Origin of the sequence: Sphingobacterium bambusae, assembly GCF_033955345.1 — a bacterium.
Taxonomy (GTDB): Bacteria; Bacteroidota; Bacteroidia; order Sphingobacteriales; family Sphingobacteriaceae; genus Sphingobacterium; species Sphingobacterium bambusae.
In genome coordinates this window covers 4,884,971-4,906,708 of the sequence record NZ_CP138332.1, presented here as the reverse complement: position 1 = coordinate 4,906,708, position 21,738 = coordinate 4,884,971, and the positions used below count along the sequence as shown (strand labels likewise).

The following is a 21,738-nucleotide window of genomic DNA, read 5'->3' as shown; positions in this document are numbered from 1 at the left end:
TCCATGCTCGACAATATTATTAATCAATAAAAGATGAAGCCGATTTGCTTGCATCAGCCTTCAATAGCACACCAAAATCTTCGCTAGAATTGTTGGTATCCTTCAAGATACGTCTTCCGTTGACCGTCTTTAATGTTTTGCGCACAATTGATTGGCTTGAATAACGACCGCCTGGGACATGAGTGCGTACGGCATCCAATACCGTAGGCAACCGTTTGGGCACACGGGATCCATCAACTGGATTTTGAACTTCCACGGCATCTTCAATGTAGCTTACTGGAATTTGCTTGAACAGATTCGTTGTTGCCGTAATTTCGCGAACAGTAGGGATCGCGACGTTGGGTAAATCGTTAACACGTGCAGCACTAGCATCTACCTTAAACAGGAAAAAAGCGTCTCTGCCATTTGCATCCAACACCATATCGTTTCCAGAAACAAAATAGATAACCTCTACATTGGGCACATTTGTATTATCAATATCGAACCTGTAAGGAGTCCCTCCGAGGTAGCTCGCCAAATACGTTTCGAAGTCGGCTTTTGATAAATCTACCGTCAGTGTAGGATCAGTAATCGGCAAAGGCGAACCATCCGCCAATGGGTAACTAGCGGTATGATCTACGGCATTAGCTGCTATGATGATACTTGTACCTGGCTCAACAGGATATTTTTTCCCACTACCATCGCTAGGAATCATCAAGATACTATTGGCATAAATATAATCCGTATTAGCATTAAGGCCAGCCGATGTTGAAATATTGAGTGACTTACTCCAGTCGTACTGGAAGTTGGCCAACACATAATCGTTGCTGCTGTTATTGTTCTTACCTTCAGCCTGCCCGAAGTAGAGACTATCGGCATACATCACCGTGTTAGAATTATTATAGATCTCAAAGAATACGTCACGGAAGCTGGCTCCACGTGTGGTATTTGATCCGGCGTAGTAGATTTGCTTGAATAGCCAACCGCCTACACGACCGACGACTAAATCTATGGATTGATCAGTATCCTGCTGAAGGTTTAGTCCCTCCATCGAACCATTAAATGTCACATCTTCCTCCGTAACGATTCCTGTGATCTGCGTATAAGTTGCTGCGGGTACAACCAAGGTCACCGTTAAGTCGTAGCTACCAGGAACTAAACTGGAAAATAGTGCTCTTCCTTCGGTTTCGGCAACAGCTGTATAACTTGTTCCGCTGGCTTTATTTGTTATTTTGACGCTCGCATTATTGACAGGAAAAGAAAATTCCCCTTCCTTGGCATTCACGGTCAAATTAAACGATACAGGTTGTACACGATTGTCATCGGATTTCTGGCAAGATGCTAATAAAGCAACGACCATGGTCATCAATAATAAAAATTTGCTATTCATATATACTAAAATTTAATTGTTGTCCCTATTGTAATGCTTGGTTTCGTATTTGGATTAAACACCTGCTCCTGTCCATTGTTGAGTCTGACCAATCGGTAGGGACGCATATCGAAAAGGTTGTAGGATCGCATGTTAATCCTTATATTTTTACCTACTTCCTTTTCTAATCCCATATTGATTGTTCCATACACAAATGGTACCCTTACGGTACGTGCGTCGCTAGAGAGGCGATTTAATCCTGCAAACGGTTCTGTCGAACGTTGTTCCGCAGCTAGCTCGTGATAGTATACCTGGTCATCAATATAGGCTATAGGTATTGAACTGCTTACCGAACTCGATCTATCAAGAATATTCAGATCCAAGGAGAAATTTACAACGAAGCCTAGGCGTGGTATATGCGTAACCGTATTTAACTTGGTCATCAAGAAGGTGCCCGTCGTCTCCAACGGCTCATAGTATACGGTTTTGATGTAGCGATCCCCATCTACGTAAATACGGTCTTCTCTACTTACAGCTTGATTGGTTGCACTTTTATTGTACGTGTATGTAAATGAGGTATTCAATGAAAATGAGGTTTGTATCAAGGGGATACGGGGCGTACTGAGAAACCACTCCACTCCATAACTGTCGGACTGTAAACCATTCGTCATACTATAATCCCAAAAGCCTCCAACGGCAAGCGTTTCGCCCGAAGGAACATACTCGTACTTATTTGTTTCCTCATTGAGCCAATAGTTAAATTTGGGCAACACGTAACGTCGAAAATTACTAAGCGCGGTGAAACCATCATAGTTCCGTTTAAAATAAGCATACATCGAGGAAGAAATCCATCTATCTTTCCTTGTCGCACCCAGCTCGATCTGTAGGGATTTAGCAGGTTTGAGAGCACTATTATCAACTATTATCTTATCGGTGAAGAGCACGTAGAGCGATGGATCAATAGAACCGGTTGTAGCCGTAATCAAATCGTAATCTATAAAAGTAGGCCCCGGATATAGGTCTGCCAATGACGGTGCTTTAGTGGCCACTCCCAATGCTCCTGTGAAAGTCCAACGCTCGTTCCATTTTAAGCGCGAATTGATTCTTGGTTGAATCGTTCCACAACCATTTTGAAGATCAAAACGTAAGCCCAAATTGCTTGATAGTTCCCGAGATCCGATCATCCACTTAAACTGGTCTTCCATATAAATGCCGATATTTTGAGCTGCGGGAATATTTTCAAAAGAGTATGGTCGCAAATTTTGGTGATTAGTACCTACAAACCGAGGTCGGTTCGGATCCGAAATGACACCGCGGCCTCCATTGTTCGATAGGCTGTAGTTTACACCGTAACTCACCGTATGTTGCACATTTGCCCAATTCCAAATGCCGTTACTGGAGATCGATAACGAAGCGGTACGCGGCTTGCCTAAGATATGTTCTTCCGTCATCACCGATTGATTGAGATAGACACCTTCATAAATTCCACTGGTATCCATGTTGGCAATTGGTCGTAAACCTTGATTAATAGCATAAGACGCATATGACTCCTGCTTTCCGAAAGACATTGCTGCGTTCACCTGAATACGTTGCATCAATTGTTTGTCGACGGCATAACTCCATCGGTTGCTGACCCCAACCTTAAAATTGCTGAAGCGCGAAGTACGTAAGGTTTCATCATCAGGGTCTTGTTTTTTGTCATCTTTGCGATGACTAAAGTCTAGCGACAAGGTGTTTTTCATACGCTTTGTAGTTGTTGTCCACACAATCCCTTCACTAAAACGATTGAAGCTTTTGACCTTATCCTTTGGATCTGCATTGCTATAGCCCCAACTTCCATTGAAATTAAGTGCCCCCCAATTTCCTGGAAGCTGAAAACCTTTTGCTATAGAGCTGTTTGTAGAACCACCGTTGATATTGAAGCTAACTATATAGGGACTCTTTCCTGCTTGTCTATCGATGATCACCGCGCCATTGGTCACCTCCCCATAACGAGCAGGCGCGATACCTTGTATTACTTCTATTTTCTCGATATTATTTACCGGAATGTCACGTAGGTCAATCCCTTGAAAAGGCGTATCATAGCTTTTAGTAGATTGGTTTCCAAAGTAACTGTCGCTATAACCATCCGAAGTAATTGTACTGCTAGGTATGCCCCCACGAGACAAACCACGCGTCTGCATATTCGCGTCATTGGATATACGTGTATCGTCGATGATGATCGCGATACCTCGCGAATTATTAAAATCGTGATTTCCACCAATAGTACCTCGAAATGTTAAGGTAGAAAGCGTATTGAGATCAAGTGGCGCTGTCTTTTTTCCAGGTAATGAATTCATCACATCAACTAAGCTAAATGCCTGTAATTGTTCGATAGCCTGTCGGTCTATACTGATAGATGAATTAGACTCTCCGCTATTAGTAAATGTTGGTAGAACAGTTACCTCATCCAGTCTAAGAGAAAGATCTTGTAAACGGATGATTTGCAATTGCCCGAGCGCTGATTGTGGATACTTTTGCGTGAAGCTGCGTTTTCCTATAAAATTCACTTTTATAAAAATAGAGTCCTGCCCAACTGCTCTCAACTGAAATCTACCTTGCTTATCTGTCGTAACCGTCACTCGTGTGTTTAATTCGATTACGGAAGCTAGCGGCAATGGTTGCCCATGTTCATCCCATACTTGTCCCTCTAGATATCGTTGTCCGTAAGCGAAAAACGACCAAAAAACCCCTACTAAAATAATGGCTAAACGCACAGTATTTATTTAGATTAATTATTAATAAAGGACAAATATAGAAATTATTCCTATCCTCGTGCGTGTTTATGCGAAAAAATGACAAAATATCGCAAAGAATTATATTCAGTCTCCAATGCTAAGTTGTTTGTATCCAACAACAAAAACGGGGAGAATGCGTATGCATTCTCCCCGTTTTTTGCTTACTAAGGTAAGCTAAGCGATCATATATTAATGTTGGACTTCCATTTCGTCCACATAGTCTTCACTCTTCTCATAGTCTGCCGTAATAAGTTCGGCATACGGTGTTTTTTCTTTCTTACCAAAACGGCGTCCTAATCCATCGAAGATGGAATATACAACCGGCACCACGACCAAGGTCAGGAACAAGGAAGAAAGCAACCCACCGATGATCACGATAGCCAAACCGCGGTTCATATCGGCACCGTCACCTGTTGCCACGGCAATAGGAATCATACCGATAACCATCGCGATGGTTGTCATCAAAATCGGGCGGAAACGCACATGGTTCGCCGCGATGAGCGCATCGTAGGTCGTTGAACCTGCATCCTTTTTATGGTTAGCAAAGTCGACCAACATAATCGCATTTTTCGCCACCAAACCGATAAGCATAATAATACCCAAGATGGTAAATATATTCAGCGTTTGGTTGGTCAAAGCCAAGGCCAATAGCGCGCCGATGAACGACAACGGAATGGAGAACAATACCACAAATGGAGTCACGAAACTATCATATAGCGCAACCATCACAAGGTAAACCAATAGAATAGACGCCAACAATGCGATACCCAAGGTTCCGAAACCTTCCTCTTGGTTTTCCATGTTTCCGCCCCATTTGTAGGAAACACCTGGCTTCAATTGCACCTTTTCAAATTCTGCTTGCCAGTCGGCAGCGACAGATCCTAATGGACGTCCAACAACCTGCGCCTGTACCGATACCGATGGCGACTTATCGCGACGCTCCAATAAACTCGGACCCGAAGTATACGATACATCTGCAAACTGCTCTAAACGCATGGCTTGGCCGTCCTTATTCATAAACTTCAGGTTCTGTACGTCAGCAATGTTACCGCGACCAATCTCGTCAAAACGGATATTGATGTCATACTCGGTATCACCTGCACGGAACTTGGTATCATCATTACCAGAGAATGCCGTCTGCATGGTCATACCTACCGTAGATACATCCAAGCCTAGGGAGTTCATCTTATCACGATCCACTTTCACACTGATCTCTGGATTACCATCTTCCGATGTTAACTTCACTTCCGAAGCTCCCGGAATATTGCGTAAAATAGCTTCATACTTGCGTGCTGCCTCCAAGGCGTCGGCCTGCGAAGACCCGATCAACGTCAGCATCAACGGCGCCTGTTCAGCCCCCATTAAGCCCATGTTCACCGTCTTCACCTTAGCGCCCACCAATACGCCTTCCATTTCCCGGCGCAATTGTGCCGAGTAAACCTTCGTTGGGTTCTCTTGGTTAAAGCCTTCTTTGGTGATAATATGTATTTCCGCTTTATATTTCGTTCCCGAGGTGCTCATCGTTCCATCAGACGCCTGTCCGACGGTCGTGATCATACGCTCGATTTCCGGCTTCTGCGCCAAATAGTTCTCTGCCTTTTGGGTCATGAAGTTGGTTTGCTCCAATGAAGCATCCTTGTTCATTTCAATCTGCAGGTAAAACTCCCCTTTATCATTGCCCGGGAAGAAATCGGAACCGATATAGCCTTTGCCTACCAACATAAAGGAAGCGATAAGGAGAACCAGCGATAGCACCAAGGTAATCACCTTGTTCCAACGGTTCTTCAAGGCCCACTCCAAGATACCCGAGATCCAGTGTGTCAATTTCGTCAAACCAGCCTCGAATCCGGTCAAGATACGACCAAAGAAGGTTTTGTTGTCCAAGTGCGTCAACTGTCCCATACGGGAGTACAACCAAGGCACCACGGTAAAGGAAACTAACAACGACAACAAGGTAGAAACCATGACCGTCACACAGAATTGACGTAAGATATCAGACACCAAGCCCGAAGACATCGCGATTGGTAAGAATACCACCACAATAACTAAGGTAATGGCCGATACCGTGAAACCGATTTCTTTCGCGCCATCAAAAGCCGCCCGCACCTTGTTTTTACCCATCTGCATATGGCGGTGGATATTCTCGATAACCACAATCGCATCATCCACCAAGATACCTACCACAAGGGAAAGCCCTAATAGTGACATCAAGTTCAGCGTATAGCCCAATAGGTTCAAGAAGATGAAGGTCGCGATCAAGGAAAGCGGAATAGCTACTACAGCGATAAACGCGTCGCGCAAACTGTGCAAGAAAAACAACATGATAAACGCTACCAAACCGATTGCGATCATCAAATCGTGCACCACGTTATCTGCCGCTGTCAACGTATATTCTGTGGTATCGTTCGCCAATCCAACTTTAACACCTTGCGCTTCGAAATCCTTCTCTACGCTGCCCATCATCTTCTGCACCAGTTCCGACACCGCCACCGCGTTCGCGTCAGACTGTTTGTAGACCTGCAACATGATGGTATTTTGACGGTCGATACGTGCTATCTTTTCGATATCCTTAATACCGTCCTGCACATCTGCGATATCACTCAAGCGGATCATCACACCACTAGGCGTGTTCAACGGAAGTTCACGTAATTCGTCTAGCGTAGCAAACTTACCCGAAAGACGTAGCGTCGTTTGATTGTCGCGGGTCTTCACATTTCCCGTAGGAAAGTCCAAGTTGGCAGAAGCTATCGCTTGCTGCACCTGTACAATGGATAGACCATAGCCTTCCAATTTACTAGGGTTTACGCTCACCTGTATCTCACGCTCTTCACCACCAACCATATCGACCTTGGCTACACCGTTGATACGCGCGAACACAGGCTGAATCTTTTGATCCAATAGATCATATAGTTCCTTTTCCGTCAATTTAGACGTGATCGACAGGTTCATGATCGGCACGTCATCAATGGAGAACTTCGACAATGCAGGTGTTTCCGCATCGTCAGGAAGCTCGTTGATTACGGCATTGATCTTACGCTGCGCATCCGTTAAGAGGAAGTTCACATCCGCACCTGTGTTCAGCTGGATCATCACCATCGACACAGATTCCATGGACTTCGCCTCTATTTTCTTTACGTTCTCCAAACTGGCGACGGCATCCTCGATCACTTTCGTGACCGACGTCTCCACCTCGGAAGGCGAAGCACCTGGATATACCGTTTGCACGTTAATTACGTTGACCTCAAATTTCGGCACCAACTCGTACCCCATTTGGGAGTAAGAGAAGATACCACCAAGTGTAAGTATAATAAAGAGTACGATAATTATACTTGGCCTTTTTATGGATATTTCAGATATTTTCATCGAACTGATTTCGCTTTTTTACTTAATAATTTCCACTGCAGTTCCGTCCAAAAGATTGATTTGGCCGGATGTAACAACCTGTGTACCTTTTTCTAAACCGGAAACAATCTCGATATAGTCGCCGAAGCTTCTTCCCGAAACCACTTTCGTCAAGACAACTTTGCCATCTTTGATCACAAATATTTGGTTGGAGCTTACACTACCAACAAATGCTGTACGAGGTACAGTAAGCACACTAGACTTGGCATCTGCACCGAAGTAAGCTGTACCATACATACCTGCTTTCAAATCGTTGGAAGCATTGTTACGAATCTCTAGCTCTACCGGGAAGTTCAAGCTAGCATCCGCTTTAGGTGCGATAAACTTCACCACACCATCAAATTGTTGATTGGCCAAAACAGTAGACTCCACTTTTACGGATTGCCCCACTTTTACCTGACCGATATTCTTTTCGTCCACGTTGACCAATAATTTTAAGGTAGATACGTTGACGATTTCAAACATCTGCGTACCTGGCGACACGTAAGTACCTGGCTCGATGCTTCTTTTATTAACAACACCCGCAAAGGAAGCCGAGATATTGGCATCAGACGCAGATAGCTGTGAAGATTTCAAACTGTTCTTTGCATTTTCTACCTTCAATTTCGCTTGGTCAAGCTGTTGCTGTGTCACCCCGCCTGTTTTGAATGCGTTTTCGTAGCGTGCTAGATCGGCCTTTGCGTTCTCATAGTTAGCCTGCATATTCGCTAGATCTACGCTTTGCTTATCGCCATCAACCACGGCTAGGGTTTGTCCTGCACGTACTGCATCACCTTCATCCACCAAAACCCTAATTACGCGACCAGAAGCCTCCGCAGAAAGCACAACCTCTTGTTTCGGCGAGAACGAACCATTAGTGATATACTGCGTATTTACCTCACGAATATCTGCCAAATCGGCCCGTACAGCGACTGCAGCATTCTTCTGCGCAACGACAGCCGTTTGTGCTTCATTTTTTGCTTTATTCTTATTCAATAAAAACATGATACCTGCCAAAGCGCCGGCCACGATGATTACTGTAATTATTATACGTTTCATATATAGTTAGTTATTCGTTTACTAATGATTTTAAATTTCCTTTGGATTTGATTAACTGTACCTCAGCAACTTTGTAGTCTAGCAAAGAGGTATTTAGATTATTTTGCGCATCTGCGTATGCATTTTCGGCATCTAAAAGCTCCGTCAAGGTAGCTAGACCATTTTTATAGTTGTTTTCGGTATTATCTAAAACTTCCTTCGCTAATTGCACGTTTGCCTGATTGGAGTTGATCGTCAACAAGCTATTTTTCACTTGGGTGCGTGCATTTTCACTAGCCATAACCAAGGCCAATTTGGTATCCTCCAAGTCTGTCTTTGCACGCAAGATCTCTACATTCTTTTGGTTGACCTGCGCTTTCGTTTTTCCGCCATTAAAAATCGGAATTGACAAGTTCAATCCGACTGCAGAATAGGCTGTCTTCGTGGCATTACTATTAAAGATCGGGAAACTTTGCGCAAAAGACATATAGCCTAAGTTACCGGAGAAAGAAAGCGTTGGGTAGTAATCGGCTATCTTTGCTTTCTTGTCCAACTCCAACAGTTCAGCCTGCTTTTCCAAGGCACGTATCTCGGTGCGGTTAGAAAGATCGATAGGTAACGATTCCAATGCTTCAGCGTCAATGGCAAATGTTTCATCTGGAAGATCGATATCTGTCGTAATCTCCATACCCATCGCAAACTTGAGCGCATTCTCTTGGATCTCCATCCCGTTTTTCGCTTGTTGAAGTTGTGCTTTTAAGTTATTGACCTGTACTGTTGTACGATCCAAATCAATTTTCTTCGCCAACCCAGCATCCACCAAACCTTGGATTACGCGTTGGTTTTTTTCGGTATTGTTCAAGTTACTTTGAACAGTAGCAACCTGTAGTTGCGATTGAAACACTTGATAGTAAGCATTCGCAACCTTCTCGATCAGCTGCTCGTCGGTAAGCTCTTTATTAATCTGATAAAATTCCCGAGTGGTATTGGCGGCTTTCAGCCCCGTAAAGAGCGCTTGGTTAAATATTTGCTGACTAACCTGCAGGTTTGAATTAGCCTGCCAAGGCTGCCCAAACTGAATGACCGTCGATGTAGATTGACCTGTTGCGGGATCTTCCATCACAATAACGTTCTGTTGAATCAATGGATTGTACGTCAATCCGCCAACACCGGTGATCTGCGGCAATGCGCCAGCGCGCACTTCATCGATCTGAAATTGGGCATTGCTCAAGTCAAGCTTTGCATTTTTCGCCTCTTTTTTATTGTCCAAGGCAAATTTGACTGCTTGTTGGAGCGTCAAGGTCTCCTGAGCTTGGGCCCTGCTCCATGAGAAGAGCAGACCGACCGCCATAACACTCAAAAATTTGAATTTCATTTTTAAGAAGATTATCTGTATACTAGTTTTTGCTGATTATTTTATTTTTGAAAACAAATTCCGTTGTACGCTTTTGGCTATCCAGAATTTCGTCGACATTGTATGCATTGGGCATGCCCGAAAGTACATCCGCGACACTGCGAATAAGACTTAGACCTTTGATGATCTCGATATAACAGGCTGCATTTTCGGCTACATTATCTAGCGTCACCTCGCCTGCTGCGACCGCCTTCTCAAACAACACGGTCATCATCTCCTTATCTTTAACATGCATCTCTTCCAATACCGTACCTACACCCTGCCCTTTTATCCATTCCAGATTTTCGCTGATATGGAGCACATAGTAGTCCCGAAGATAGTTTGCCCGTTTTTCCAGTAGTGCATGCAACACCGCCACCAAATTACTGTCGTAACCTTCAATGATAGCATACTGACTCTGCAGGATGTCTTCGGAGATATGCACCAACACATCTTTGATCAACGCGTTTTTGTCGGGATAGTAGTAGTATAGATTGGCTTTCGTGATATTCAAGTCCACCGCTATCTCGCTCATCGTAGTTTTATTGAAACCGTAATGTGCAAATCGTTTGAGGGCCGCTTGAATAATCTGATCCTTCTTATTGTCCATTTTACCTTTATACTTTCTGACTTTTTTCTAAAAACGTTCAAAAATATAAAAAAGTAAAAGACCAGCCAAGCATCAACTCCTAAAGAATTGAAATTTAACGGGAAATTAACAAATGGATGACGAATCTAGTTGCGTTTAGTCTAAGCCAACCTGTTTGTGAAATTTGCGTTTATCGAATTTGTAAAGCCGTGCTGCACGGTAGGAAACCCCTTTTTGCACTTCTTGCAGTTCTTTGAGGAAGCCGTCGTTAGCAATCTTTTTTCTGAAATTTCGTTTATCCAATTCTTTGCCTAGTATAGCCTCGTAAACCTGTTGCAATTGGGTGAGCGTAAATTTTTCTGGTAGCAATTCGTAGATGGCGGTCGAATAGTTGATGCCGTGTTTCAACTTTTGCAGGCTCTGTTGGATAATGCGGTGATGGTCGAATGCCAGTTCAGGCAGCTGATCGATAGGGAACCATTGCGCCTGACGCATATAAGAAGTCATCGGCTTAATCTTAAACTTCACGTCTTCATATTTTACGATCGTCGAAAAAGCTACCGTCAGAATTCTACCTTGCGGGTGCCGCTTAACGCCTGCAAATGCACCAAGCTGCTCCATGAAGATATCCTTTAATCCGGTATGCTCATACAGGATGCGCTTTACAGCGTCTTCCATCTCCTCTCCTCTTTCGACAAAGAAACCAGGCAAGGCCCACCAGTCTTTGTAAGGATATTCGTTACGCTCCGTCAACAATACTTGTAGCTTTCCATCGTTAAAACTGTAGATAACACAGTCTATCGTAAAATGAGTCTGCAAAATAATCTCAAATTTAAGTGCGTTCTTTATAATCGAATTGTTAAATCATTTAACAATATTCCCCAATTATATCACAATAATCTAAAAAAAGCAAAAAAAATTTAATAGTGTAAAAAATACACACTATATTCGTAATACCTAAAATGATTCATCGAGTGGAAGAAATTACAAGAATAGGTGTTTTTACATCGGGCGGAGATTCGCCAGGCATGAACGCAGCGATTCGTGCAGCTGTAAGAACAGCAATATACAATGGCAAAAAAGTAACCGGAATTTACCACGGTTATCAAGGTATGATAGACAATACGATGTTCGATATGGACAGTCCATCGGTAAGCTCGATCATCCAACAAGGAGGTACTATATTAAAAACGGCACGTTGCATGGCTTTCAGAACGCCAGAGGGACGTGCACAGGCCTATGAGAACGTCAAAGCGGCCGGCATCGACGCGTTGGTAGCGATTGGTGGCGACGGTACGTTCACAGGAGCGGAAATTTTCTCCCGCGAGTACGACATCCCTGTGATGTGTATCCCGGGCACGATCGATAATGACCTTAACGGCACCGACCTGACCATTGGCTATGACACGGCTAACAACACCGTGATTGATGCCATCGACAAAATACGCGATACAGCAGCCTCCCACAACCGTCTGTTTTTCGTAGAGGTGATGGGCCGCGATTCGGGTTGCATTGCCCTCAACGCAGGCATCGCCGGTGGCGCTGAAGCGATCTTACTACCGGAAAAAGACACCGCTATCGAAGAATTGATCGAAATGCTCGAGCAAGGTGCTGATAGCAATAAATCATCGATGATCGTGATCGTTGCCGAAGGCGATAAGAATGGTGGCGCCACCAATGTGGCTAAGCGTGTGAAAGAAAAATTTGATTATTTTGACACAAAAGTTAGTATCTTAGGGCATTTGCAACGTGGTGGTGCACCAAGTAGTGCCGATCGTGTGTTAGCGACACGTATGGGCTATTCTGCAGTTATGGAGTTGCTCAAAGGCAATTCGCGTGCGACGATTGGCGTTCGCGGATCGGAAATCGTAACCACTCCCCTAGAAGAAGCGTTGAGCAAGAAGGAACTTAAACTGAACGAAGACCTTGTGGAGATTGCAAAAATTATGGCCATTTAATAAGGAGTATGATTGTAGTAGTTTTTAGTGGATCGAGGTATGCTGATTGGCGAATAGCCGACAAAAGCCGTGTGTTGCATGGCTTTCGCACGTCGGGCATTAATTCGTACATACAGGATGATCGCTACATATTACAGTTACTGAACAAGAGCACACACCTTATTAATAATGCCGAAAAAATAAAGAAGATCTATTTCTTCGGTGCAGGGGCTTCGTCGCCCGAGCGCCAAGAAAAAATCGAACGTGTATTCACTCAGTTTTTCAAAAATGCCAAAGTGAAGGCGAGTCATGATGTATTGGCTTCTGCCATTTCTACCTTCGGCGATGAGAAAGGCATTATCGGTATTATCGGTAGCGGGTCTAACGCGGCCTACTACAATGGCAAGAAGTTGTTACCCAATAATTACGGCTTGGGCTATATCCTTGCCGACGAGGGATCGACCAATTGGTTGGGCAGGCAATTGTTGAAAGACTTCCTAACGGAAACTATGCCTACGGGCATTCAGGAAAAACTGCTGCATCGATACAACCTTGACCGCCGATTGATCCTTGACCGTATCTATTACAACCCCAACCCTAACCTTTTCCTGACCAGCTTTGCAGACTTTATATATGAGCACCGTGAGGAGCCCTACTTTGCACAGCACATCAAGAAGGGATTGGAAATCTATATCAAAACATACCTGATACCGCTATCGGAAACCTATCCTGACCATCAGTTTAATTTTACGGGATCCGTGGCCAGCAATTATGCCGATACCCTCCGCGAGCTGGGTAATGAGTATGGATTGAATATTGGGGAAATCATCAAAGAACCAGTTCAAAATCTAGTAAAGTATTACATTAATAAAAATTAATAAAATGAAAATTGGAATTAACGGATTCGGCCGTATCGGCCGTTTAGCATTTAGAGCAGCAATCAATCGCAGCGATATCGAAATCGTTGGTATCAACGACTTGGTAGAGCCTGATTACTTAGCATACATGCTTAAATATGACTCTACACACGGCAGATTTGATGGCACCGTAGAAGTAAAAGATGGCAACCTTATCGTTAACGGACAAACAATCCGTATCACGGCAGAGAAAGATCCTGCAGACCTTAAATGGGACGAAGTAGGTGCTGAAGTAATCATCGAATCTACTGGCTTTTTCTTGACTAAAGAATTGGCTCAAAAACACATCGACGCTGGCGCGAAGAAAGTTGTTATGTCTGCTCCTGCAAAAGATGATACCCCTACTTTCGTAATGGGTGTTAACCATAAAGATCTTAAAGCAGAATATACTATCGTTTCTAACGCTTCTTGTACAACGAACTGTCTTGCGCCTATCGCAAAGGTATTGAACGATAACTTCGGTATCGTTGAGGGCTTGATGACAACAGTACACGCCGTAACAGCAACACAGAAAACAGTTGACGGACCTTCAGCGAAAGACTGGAGAGGTGGCCGTGGTGCTTACCAAAACATCATCCCTTCTTCTACAGGAGCTGCTAAAGCCGTAGGTTTGGTTCTTCCTGAATTGAAAGGAAAATTGACAGGTATGTCCCTTCGTGTTCCTACAGCTGACGTTTCTGTTGTTGACTTAACTGTACGCTTAGAAAAAGGTGCTTCTTACGAAGACATCAAGAAAGTAATGAAAGACGCATCTGAAGGCGACTTGAAAGGTATTTTGGGTTATACAGAAGATGAGGTTGTTTCAACGGACTTCTTGGGTGATGCACGTACATCGATCTTCGATGCTAAAGCTGGTATCTCTTTGAACGACAACTTTGTGAAAGTAGTATCTTGGTACGATAACGAGTGGGGTTACTCCAACAAAATTATCGACCTTGCACAAGAGATCGCAAAACTCTAATCGCAACGCGATAAACGATAAAATAAAAGGGGATGCAAATTTTGCATCCCCTTTTTATGTTCGATTTATCCTCCATCGAGGAGCATACTTTATTTCATCAAAAAGCCGCCACCAAGCAGGTCATTTCCCTCATAGAATACTGCCGACTGCCCAGGTGCAATGCCTTTCACCTGATGGGCAAAATCCACTTGCATAATATTCCCTTGTTGCGTCAACAGCGATTGCGCGCCAGCGTCCTTGTACCGTATTTTGGTTACCGCCTCCAAGGGTTGCTCCAACGAAGCATACTTCACCAAATTGATATCGCGTACAAAAGCCTGTGATTTCTCCAACTCGTGTTCCTCACCAAGTACCACCGAATTGCTTTCAGGAAGGATCTCGATAACGAACATCGGTTTTCCCAAGGCAATTCCAAGGCCTTTACGCTGTCCTATCGTAAAGTAAGGGTAGCCAATATGCTTACCTACCACGGTTCCATCAGAAAGAATAAAGTTCCCAGGGCCGATTTCCTCGTCCAAAGTTGGTCTTTTATGGCGCAGGAAGGCACGATAGTCATTATCGGGCACAAAGCATATCTCATAACTTTCCGATTTCTGCGCGAGCTCCGCCTGCCCCATTTCCAAGGCCATTTGGCGTATCTCTTTCTTCGTAAAACTTCCTAATGGGAATTGCGTCCGTGCCAAGTTTTCCTGCGACACGCCCCACAATACATACGATTGGTCCTTATTTTCATCCCGCCCTTTGGAAATCACATAACGGCCATTGTCGTGCATCCGTATATTGGCGTAATGTCCAGTGGCTATAAACTCGCAATCCAATTTATCGGCACGCTTCATAAGCGCCGACCATTTAATATGCGTATTGCACAAGACACAGGGATTGGGTGTTCTACCAGCGATGTATTCATCAACGAAGTTGTCGATCACATAATCACCAAACTCGTCACGAATATCCAAAATATAATGAGGGAAGCCATACCCCACCGCGAGTGCGCGAGCATCATTGATACTATCCAAACTACAGCAGCCCGTCTCTTTTGACGAACCTCCCGCAGACGCATAATCCCAAGTCTTCATCGTAATACCGATAACGTCATAGCCCTGCTCGTGCAACATGACGGCCGCTACGGAACTGTCAACTCCACCACTCATTGCGACCAAAACTCTACCTTTTTTACTCATAATAATTTTGTGAAGTGCAAAGATAGCTTATTTAGCCTTCTACAGTGTTTATTTGATGTAATTTTATCTCAATCAAAATCAATCAGTTGATTCGAGCCCCGAAAATAATTACAGCAAAAGTTTTAGAATTCAAAAAAAGAACCTAGATTTGCAACGCAATGGAAGAAAAATACGTTGCAAAAAGGTGCCATAGCTCAGTTGGTAGAGCAAAGGACTGAAAATCCTTGTGTCGCTGGTTCGAATCCAGCTGGCACCACCCACAATCTGAATGTAACAGATTTAAAACAAAAACTTAGCGGTGCCATAGCTCAGTTGGTAGAGCAAAGGACTGAAAATCCTTGTGTCGCTGGTTCGAATCCAGCTGGCACCACCCACAATCTGAAAGTAACAGATTCAAAATAAAAACTTGACGGTGCCATAGCTCAGTTGGTAGAGCAAAGGACTGAAAATCCTTGTGTCGCTGGTTCGAATCCAGCTGGCACCACAAAAGCCTCTTCTTACGAAGGGGCTTTTCCTTTTAACGCCTTTTTCCATCCTACTTCCATCTTTCAAAAAAATAATTTGCATTATCTGCAAAAAGGACTATATTTGCTGCTGTACTTCAATTGTGGTACACTAATCAACACCTTCCATTGGCTAGGTCTTGATTTATAAAGAAGTGGCGAGAGACTGGCTCGATGACCCACTGGCAACCTTCAGCAGGTGTTGAAAAGGTGCCAATTCCTGTCCAAGGAAATATCTTCTTGGAGCATATAAATGAAATAAGACAATGATAGCACAACATTCAATTTTATTATTTACATCTGTAGTATATCCATTAAGCGCTATTTCTTGTTGCTTTGGCTGTGCCACACGAATGCGCTAGTCGTTCTTGAAAAACGGCAATGGGCGACGCACATGCCCATCCGTCGATATTTCATCTTTGCGAACGACCACCTCTCTCCCCGAAGTGTGCATAACAACATTGTTTAATCATTAATTCCGCATATTATGTCAATAAATAAATCCCATAAATTCGAAACCCTACAGGTTCACGCTGGCCAGGAGGTAGACCCTACAACAGGCGCTCGCGCCTTGCCGATCTACCAAACATCGTCCTATGTATTCAACAATGCTGAGCATGGTGCCAATCTGTTTGCGTTAAAAGAGTTTGGCAATATCTATACGCGCATCATGAACCCCACCACCGACGCGTTTGAAAAGCGCATTGCCGCATTGGAAGGCGGCGTTGCCGCATTGGCTGTGGCATCCGGACAAGCTGCTCAGTTTATCGCGCTGACCAACATCTTGGAGAGTGGAGAAAATTTTGTTGCAGGAGCCAATCTATATGGAGGCACCTACAACCAATTTAAGGTATCTTTCAAGCGCCTAGGCATCGAGGCACGCTTTGCGGCGGATAGCGAAGCCGAAAACATAGAAAAACTAATCGACGACAAAACCAAGGCTATTTACCTAGAAACTATCGGTAATCCCAGCTACAGCATTCCCGATTTCGACAAAATATCTGCCTTGGCAAAAAAATATGATCTACCCCTGATTGTGGACAACACATTTGGCGCTGGAGGTTATCTTTTTAAACCCTTGGAACATGGGGCGCACATTGTTGTCGAGTCGGCCACAAAATGGATCGGCGGACATGGAACTAGTATTGGCGGCGTAATTATCGATGGCGGAAATTACAATTGGAGCAACGGCAAGTTCAAACAGTTTTCCGAACCTTCCGAAGGCTACCACGGCTTGGTATTTTCCGATGTATTTGGCCCCAACGGCCCTTTCGGAAACATACAATTTATCATCCGTGCACGGGTGGAAGGCCTACGCGACTTCGGGCCTGCACTCTCCCCTTTCAACTCCTTTCTCTTAGTACAAGGATTGGAGACCCTTTCTTTGCGCGTGCAACGCCATGTGGACAATGCCTATGAAATAGCGCAATGGCTAGAGGCACATCCGCAGGTTGAAAAGGTAAGTTATCCTGGACTAAAGAATCATCCTTATCATGAGGCTGCCCAAAAGTACCTTAAGAATGGCTATGGATCGGTGCTTTCGTTTACCATAAAAGGTGGAGCAGAAAAAGCCAATGAATTTATCGACGCTTTGGATCTGATCAGCCACTTGGCCAACGTAGGCGATGCGAAGACACTTATCATTCACCCTGCAGCAACGACGCACCAGCAACTATCAGACGAGGAGCAGCGCAGCGCCGGTGTGTATCCAGGCCAACTCCGTTTATCCGTAGGCATCGAGCATGTAGACGATATCAAAGACGATCTACAGGCAGCGTTTGAAAAAATTCAATAAAATAGAACCTAAAGCATATTAAAATAAAGTAGATACAACAAAACAAGATGAGAGAGAAATTAATAATAGGCATGTTTGGCTTCGGTGTCGTGGGACAGGGTCTATATGATATTATAAAAACAAAAAAGTTAAATTTAGAAATTAAGAAATTCGTTATAAAAAATGCGGATAAGAAAAGAACCTTGCCTGCAGAACTATTCAGCACCGATCCTGAAGCCATATTGGCCGATCCAGAGATAAACACCGTGGTGGAGCTGATTGACGATGCCGATGCGGCCTATACCTTTACCAAAAGAGCGTTGACCTCTGGAAAAAATGTGGTATCGGCCAATAAAAAAATGATTGCCTCGCATCTTGAAGAGTTGGCAGAGATACAACAGCAACATGGCACCTCCCTGCTTTACGAAGGAGCCGTTTGTGGTAGTATCCCTATTATCCGTAACTTGGAAGAATACTACGATAACGAGCTGTTGCATTCCGTGAGTGGGATCTTCAATGGTTCATCCAACTACATTTTATCGAAGATATTCAATGAGGGGCAGAGCTATGATGTTGCATTGAAAAAGGCACAAGACCTCGGCTTCGCAGAAACAGACCCTACGCTTGATGTTGGCGGTTACGATCCGAAGTATAAGCTCGCCATTGTGGCCTCCCACGCTTACGGCATTTACGTCGATCCGGAAAGCATCCTCAATTTGGGCATCGATAAGTTAGCGGATCAAGATATTCGCTTTGCCAAGGAAAAGGGATTCAAGATTAAGCTGTTGCCGTTGGCCAAGGAGATAAACAATGACGAGGTAGTGCTGTATGTATTGCCGAAATTCGTTCGCCCAGATAACATTCTGTACAACGTAGAAAACGAAAACAACGGCGTCTTGGTCAAAGCGGCCTTTGCCGACGAACAATTTTTCTATGGCAAAGGTGCCGGCGGACACCCGACCGGTTCTGCCGTCCTATCTGACATTACCGCCCTGCGCTATGGCTATCGCTACGAATATAAAAAACATCTCGAAGCAGGTCAAATACAATACAGCAGCAACTACGAGCTGACCGTCTATTTACGGTATGCAGACGATAACGTGCTAAATAGCTTAAAATTCGAATCCATTAGCGAGCGTTTCTATGGCCAAGATTTCAAATACGTGATCGGAAAGATCAACCTAAAAGAAATCATCGCAAAAAGAGACTTAATCAACCAAACGGGGAATTTTATCGCCGAGGTTCTGTAAAAGATCATCGGTTAAGATTTCCAAAAAAAAGGTCAGCTACCCCATGTACGTTGGCCTTTTTTTTGTTTCAACATCGGGGCCGGCACATAAGTAACGAAACAAAATTTGCATAAACAACTTATTTAAGCTATATTCGCAGACTTTTAAGAGGAAAAACAACCAAAATACAGTATAAAATTCTATTCACCAAGACTAGCAAAAGGTACCGTTTATTTTTCCTCAACTCGATTTTAAACTATGGGCATCGGTTCACTACGTTGATGGTAAGCTGCATATCTTTGAGTTCAATAAAAATCGAAAATCACCTCTGCACTAGTCGTTTGTTACAGCCAAAGGTTGTCAAAACATGTAATACATGCGCTTAAAAAAAAGTAAAACTACATTTCTTCCGGGTATCGTTATACCAAGCTTACTCTTCATAGTCGGCACTTCGGTTCTTTCTGTTATCTTTCCATCCCAAACGGAGCACTATTTATCCATCGTCAAAAATAGCCTCTTCCAAAATTTCAATTGGCTATATGTACTGGTAGTCACCCTTTTTGTATTCTTTCTACTCTTTTTATTTATCAGCAAATACGGGAATATCAAATTGGGCCCTAACGACGCCAAGCCCGAGTTTTCATTTTTCTCTTGGGTATCCATGCTATTTGCGGCTGGAATGGGCATAGGGTTGATGTATTTTAGCGTGGCCGAACCCATTTCACATTACGCGGATGCCTCGCTGGGCAATCTATCGGTACAGCAACGCGCTAAAGATGCCCAATTGTATACCTTTTTCCATTGGGGCATACACGCCTGGGCCATTTATGGTGTCGTGGGCCTAAGCCTAGCCTACTTCACCTACAGGTACCGCCTTCCCCTTTCGTTGCGTAGTTGCTTCTACCCCATACTTAAAGATAAGATCAACGGTCGCGCAGGCGACATCGTAGATATGTTTGCCCTATGCAGCACTTTCTTCGGTATCACGACCACGCTGGGCTTCGGCGTGATGCAGCTCTGTGCCGGCTTAGTGCATATCGGCCTATTACCTGAAGTCAACTTCTTCTATCAGGTCATCATTGTGTTGGTCATCATGGCGATTTCTATTTTGTCTGCAACCTCCGGTGTAACGAAAGGCGTCAAGTACCTTAGTCAACTTAATATCATAGCAGCAGTTCTGCTATTGCTCTTTGTACTCCTATGTGGCCCCACTACCTTCCTGTTTGGTAGTCTTTCAGAAGGAATCGGCTATTACATCAATGCTTTTTTTAGTCTCACGTTTAATACGCACGCCTACGAGCCGCAGCGGCAGGAATGGTTCTTCAACTGGACCATATTGTATTGGGCTTGGTGGATATCTTGGTCGCCATACGTCGGACTTTTCATCGCTAAGATTTCAAAAGGCCGAACCATACGTGAATTTATAGGAGCAGTATTGCTGATCCCCACACTCTTCAATTTTCTATGGATGACCTTTTTCGGCAACAGCGCCATATGGTTGGATCAGCATGAGGCACAGGGAAACATATCTGCCATGGTCAACCAAGCAGATCTGCTGCTCTTCAAGTTTTTTGAATACTTCCCGCTATCAGATATCGTAAGTATCTTTTCCCTATTCATCATCTTTATCTTCTTCGTGACTTCAGCAGATTCGGGTATCTATGTCATGAACAATATCTCCTCCAATAATGCGGAACATTCACCAAAATGGCAATTGAGTTTTTGGGGCGGCATGCTCGCCATCGTTTCATTAATCCTGCTAAACGCTGGGGGCTTACAGTCATTACAAACCATGACCTTGATCACCGCGCTGCCCTTCGCAATCATCATGTTGTTATTCTGTTACAGTTTGATACGTGGATTGCTCATTGATGCCCAATATTATGACAGGCCCTTATCGCATGCTACCAACAGCTGGTCGGGTGCTCTTTGGAAGGATCGACTGGAAAGTATCGTTTCCTATCACGAGAAAAAAGACATCAACCAACACCTCTTTAAGATTGTTAAACCCGCATTGGAAGAGCTGAAACTAGCGTTCGAAGAACATGGTATTATCGCCAAGGTGGAAAGTTCGCTTGAACAAGCCCCCTATTATGTGGAAATCAAAATTCAACACGAGAACATGGCCGACTTCATCTATGGCGTAAGAAACGAATCCAAGACAGTCTCCGACTATCTGCGTAACGAAGATAATGCCCCAGACATCAGCGAGAAAAACACATATGTGCCACACACTTACTTCGGGGATAACAGAGCCGGATACGACATACAGTATTTTACAAAAAATGAAATGATCAGTGACGTGCTGAAACATTACGAGCGATTTATGGCGCTATCTGCCGAGCAAAGGAACGAGCTCTTTCTAGGACAAAATTTACGCGAGCTTCCTGAATAGTCTAACCTCCAAAATGTTAACAACTGTTAAAATCATCAAGCAGGCGTAATACCGAGATAAATTCTTCGTTTTGGTAGTATAAAATAAGAATTCATAATTTCATAATTTAGGTTAATAATTGGTTTGGTAAAATCCTGAAGTTCCCCGCTTCAGGATTTTTTGTTGTTGCACAGCCTTCCATTTACAAAGCGCAAAAAGCCCACGGATTTAAAATGGTGGATTTCGGGGATATAAGATCGTCTCGGCAATGCTTATCTTTAGGCTATTCAAATAGGGCGATAACCGGCAACGATAGTCGTCCTTATACAAGGCCAC

At 43.9% G+C, this 21,738-nt stretch carries 14 protein-coding genes, 3 tRNA genes and 1 riboswitch; of the genes, 9 read left to right on the top strand and 8 right to left on the bottom strand.

Features of this window, described 5'->3' with window-relative positions; all coding sequences use genetic code 11:
- Positions 1–19 precede the first annotated feature (19 nt).
- From SCB77_RS20330 to SCB77_RS20300, 7 genes are all read right to left on the bottom strand, one after another.
- Positions 20–1,369, bottom strand: a complete 1,350-nt coding sequence (locus tag SCB77_RS20330; protein WP_320183832.1) for a DUF4876 domain-containing protein — start codon at positions 1,367–1,369, stop codon at positions 20–22.
- Positions 1,370–1,374: 5 nt separating this feature from the next.
- On the bottom strand, positions 1,375–4,104 hold the full coding sequence (locus SCB77_RS20325) for a TonB-dependent receptor (RefSeq protein ID WP_320183831.1): 2,730 nt from the start codon (positions 4,102–4,104) through the stop codon (positions 1,375–1,377).
- 210 nt (positions 4,105–4,314) lie between these two features.
- Positions 4,315–7,488, bottom strand: a complete 3,174-nt coding sequence (locus SCB77_RS20320) for an efflux RND transporter permease subunit (protein ID WP_320183830.1) — start codon at positions 7,486–7,488, stop codon at positions 4,315–4,317.
- An 18-nt stretch (positions 7,489–7,506) separates the two neighbouring features.
- A complete protein-coding gene (locus tag SCB77_RS20315) occupies positions 7,507–8,565 on the bottom strand; it encodes an efflux RND transporter periplasmic adaptor subunit (RefSeq protein WP_320183829.1) in 1,059 nt (352 codons plus the stop codon).
- Positions 8,566–8,575: 10 nt separating this feature from the next.
- Positions 8,576–9,919, bottom strand: coding sequence for a TolC family protein (locus tag SCB77_RS20310; RefSeq protein ID WP_320183828.1), 1,344 nt, complete (start codon positions 9,917–9,919; stop codon positions 8,576–8,578).
- Positions 9,920–9,941: 22 nt separating this feature from the next.
- Entirely contained in the window at positions 9,942–10,547 is a 606-nt protein-coding gene (locus tag SCB77_RS20305; protein ID WP_320183827.1) for a TetR/AcrR family transcriptional regulator, read from the bottom strand.
- A 135-nt stretch (positions 10,548–10,682) separates the two neighbouring features.
- Positions 10,683–11,345, bottom strand: a complete 663-nt coding sequence (locus SCB77_RS20300) for an NUDIX hydrolase (protein ID WP_320183826.1) — start codon at positions 11,343–11,345, stop codon at positions 10,683–10,685.
- A gap of 155 nt (positions 11,346–11,500) precedes the next feature.
- Here SCB77_RS20300 and pfkA point away from each other — a divergent pair, with 155 nt between their 5' ends.
- The 3 genes from pfkA to gap are packed head-to-tail and all read left to right on the top strand — an operon-like array spanning position 11,501 to position 14,341.
- Positions 11,501–12,484: a 6-phosphofructokinase gene (gene pfkA / locus SCB77_RS20295; RefSeq protein ID WP_320183825.1), complete on the top strand. Its 984-nt coding sequence runs from the start codon at positions 11,501–11,503 to the stop codon at positions 12,482–12,484.
- Positions 12,485–12,492: 8 nt separating this feature from the next.
- Positions 12,493–13,341, top strand: coding sequence for a hypothetical protein (locus SCB77_RS20290; protein WP_320183824.1), 849 nt, complete (start codon positions 12,493–12,495; stop codon positions 13,339–13,341).
- A 4-nt stretch (positions 13,342–13,345) separates the two neighbouring features.
- Positions 13,346–14,341: a type I glyceraldehyde-3-phosphate dehydrogenase gene (gene gap, locus SCB77_RS20285; RefSeq protein ID WP_320183823.1), complete on the top strand. Its 996-nt coding sequence runs from the start codon at positions 13,346–13,348 to the stop codon at positions 14,339–14,341.
- Between the two features lie 89 nt (positions 14,342–14,430).
- On the opposite strand, the gene mnmA is transcribed toward gap, so the two are convergent.
- The gene (gene mnmA / locus SCB77_RS20280) at positions 14,431–15,522 is read right to left on the bottom strand and encodes a tRNA 2-thiouridine(34) synthase MnmA (protein WP_320183822.1); all 1,092 of its coding nucleotides are present in this window, start codon (positions 15,520–15,522) and stop codon (positions 14,431–14,433) included.
- A 183-nt stretch (positions 15,523–15,705) separates the two neighbouring features.
- On the opposite strand from mnmA, the gene SCB77_RS20275 reads away from it, so the two are divergent.
- The 6 genes from SCB77_RS20275 to SCB77_RS20250 all read left to right on the top strand — a co-directional run bounded on the left by SCB77_RS20275 (position 15,706) and on the right by SCB77_RS20250 (position 21,423).
- Positions 15,706–15,778, top strand: a tRNA-Phe gene (locus SCB77_RS20275).
- Positions 15,779–15,819: 41 nt separating this feature from the next.
- Positions 15,820–15,892, top strand: a tRNA-Phe gene (locus tag SCB77_RS20270).
- Positions 15,893–15,933: 41 nt separating this feature from the next.
- A tRNA-Phe gene (locus SCB77_RS20265) sits at positions 15,934–16,006 on the top strand.
- Between the two features lie 161 nt (positions 16,007–16,167).
- Positions 16,168–16,281: riboswitch (SAM riboswitch) on the top strand.
- 231 nt (positions 16,282–16,512) lie between these two features.
- The gene (locus SCB77_RS20260) at positions 16,513–17,820 is read left to right on the top strand and encodes an O-acetylhomoserine aminocarboxypropyltransferase/cysteine synthase family protein (RefSeq protein ID WP_320183821.1); all 1,308 of its coding nucleotides are present in this window, start codon (positions 16,513–16,515) and stop codon (positions 17,818–17,820) included.
- A 47-nt stretch (positions 17,821–17,867) separates the two neighbouring features.
- Entirely contained in the window at positions 17,868–19,049 is a 1,182-nt protein-coding gene (locus tag SCB77_RS20255) for a homoserine dehydrogenase (RefSeq protein WP_320183820.1), read from the top strand.
- Positions 19,050–19,404: 355 nt separating this feature from the next.
- Positions 19,405–21,423: a BCCT family transporter gene (locus SCB77_RS20250; RefSeq protein ID WP_320183819.1), complete on the top strand. Its 2,019-nt coding sequence runs from the start codon at positions 19,405–19,407 to the stop codon at positions 21,421–21,423.
- Positions 21,424–21,738: the final 315 nt, after the last annotated feature.

Excerpts from the sequence above, each read along its gene's own strand:
- SCB77_RS20305 (WP_320183827.1), bottom strand. The coding sequence starts at position 10,547 with ATGGACAATAAGAAGGATCAGATTATTCAAGCGGCCCTCAAACGATTT.
- mnmA (WP_320183822.1), bottom strand. The coding sequence starts at position 15,522 with ATGAGTAAAAAAGGTAGAGTTTTGGTCGCAATGAGTGGTGGAGTTGAC.
- SCB77_RS20330 (WP_320183832.1), bottom strand. The coding sequence starts at position 1,369 with ATGAATAGCAAATTTTTATTATTGATGACCATGGTCGTTGCTTTATTA.
- SCB77_RS20290 (WP_320183824.1), top strand. The coding sequence starts at position 12,493 with ATGATTGTAGTAGTTTTTAGTGGATCGAGGTATGCTGATTGGCGAATA.
- SCB77_RS20255 (WP_320183820.1), top strand. The coding sequence starts at position 17,868 with ATGAGAGAGAAATTAATAATAGGCATGTTTGGCTTCGGTGTCGTGGGA.
- SCB77_RS20320 (WP_320183830.1), bottom strand. The coding sequence starts at position 7,488 with ATGAAAATATCTGAAATATCCATAAAAAGGCCAAGTATAATTATCGTA.
- SCB77_RS20310 (WP_320183828.1), bottom strand. The coding sequence starts at position 9,919 with ATGAAATTCAAATTTTTGAGTGTTATGGCGGTCGGTCTGCTCTTCTCA.
- SCB77_RS20260 (WP_320183821.1), top strand. The coding sequence starts at position 16,513 with ATGTCAATAAATAAATCCCATAAATTCGAAACCCTACAGGTTCACGCT.
- SCB77_RS20250 (WP_320183819.1), top strand. The coding sequence starts at position 19,405 with ATGCGCTTAAAAAAAAGTAAAACTACATTTCTTCCGGGTATCGTTATA.
- gap (WP_320183823.1), top strand. The coding sequence starts at position 13,346 with ATGAAAATTGGAATTAACGGATTCGGCCGTATCGGCCGTTTAGCATTT.
- SCB77_RS20315 (WP_320183829.1), bottom strand. The coding sequence starts at position 8,565 with ATGAAACGTATAATAATTACAGTAATCATCGTGGCCGGCGCTTTGGCA.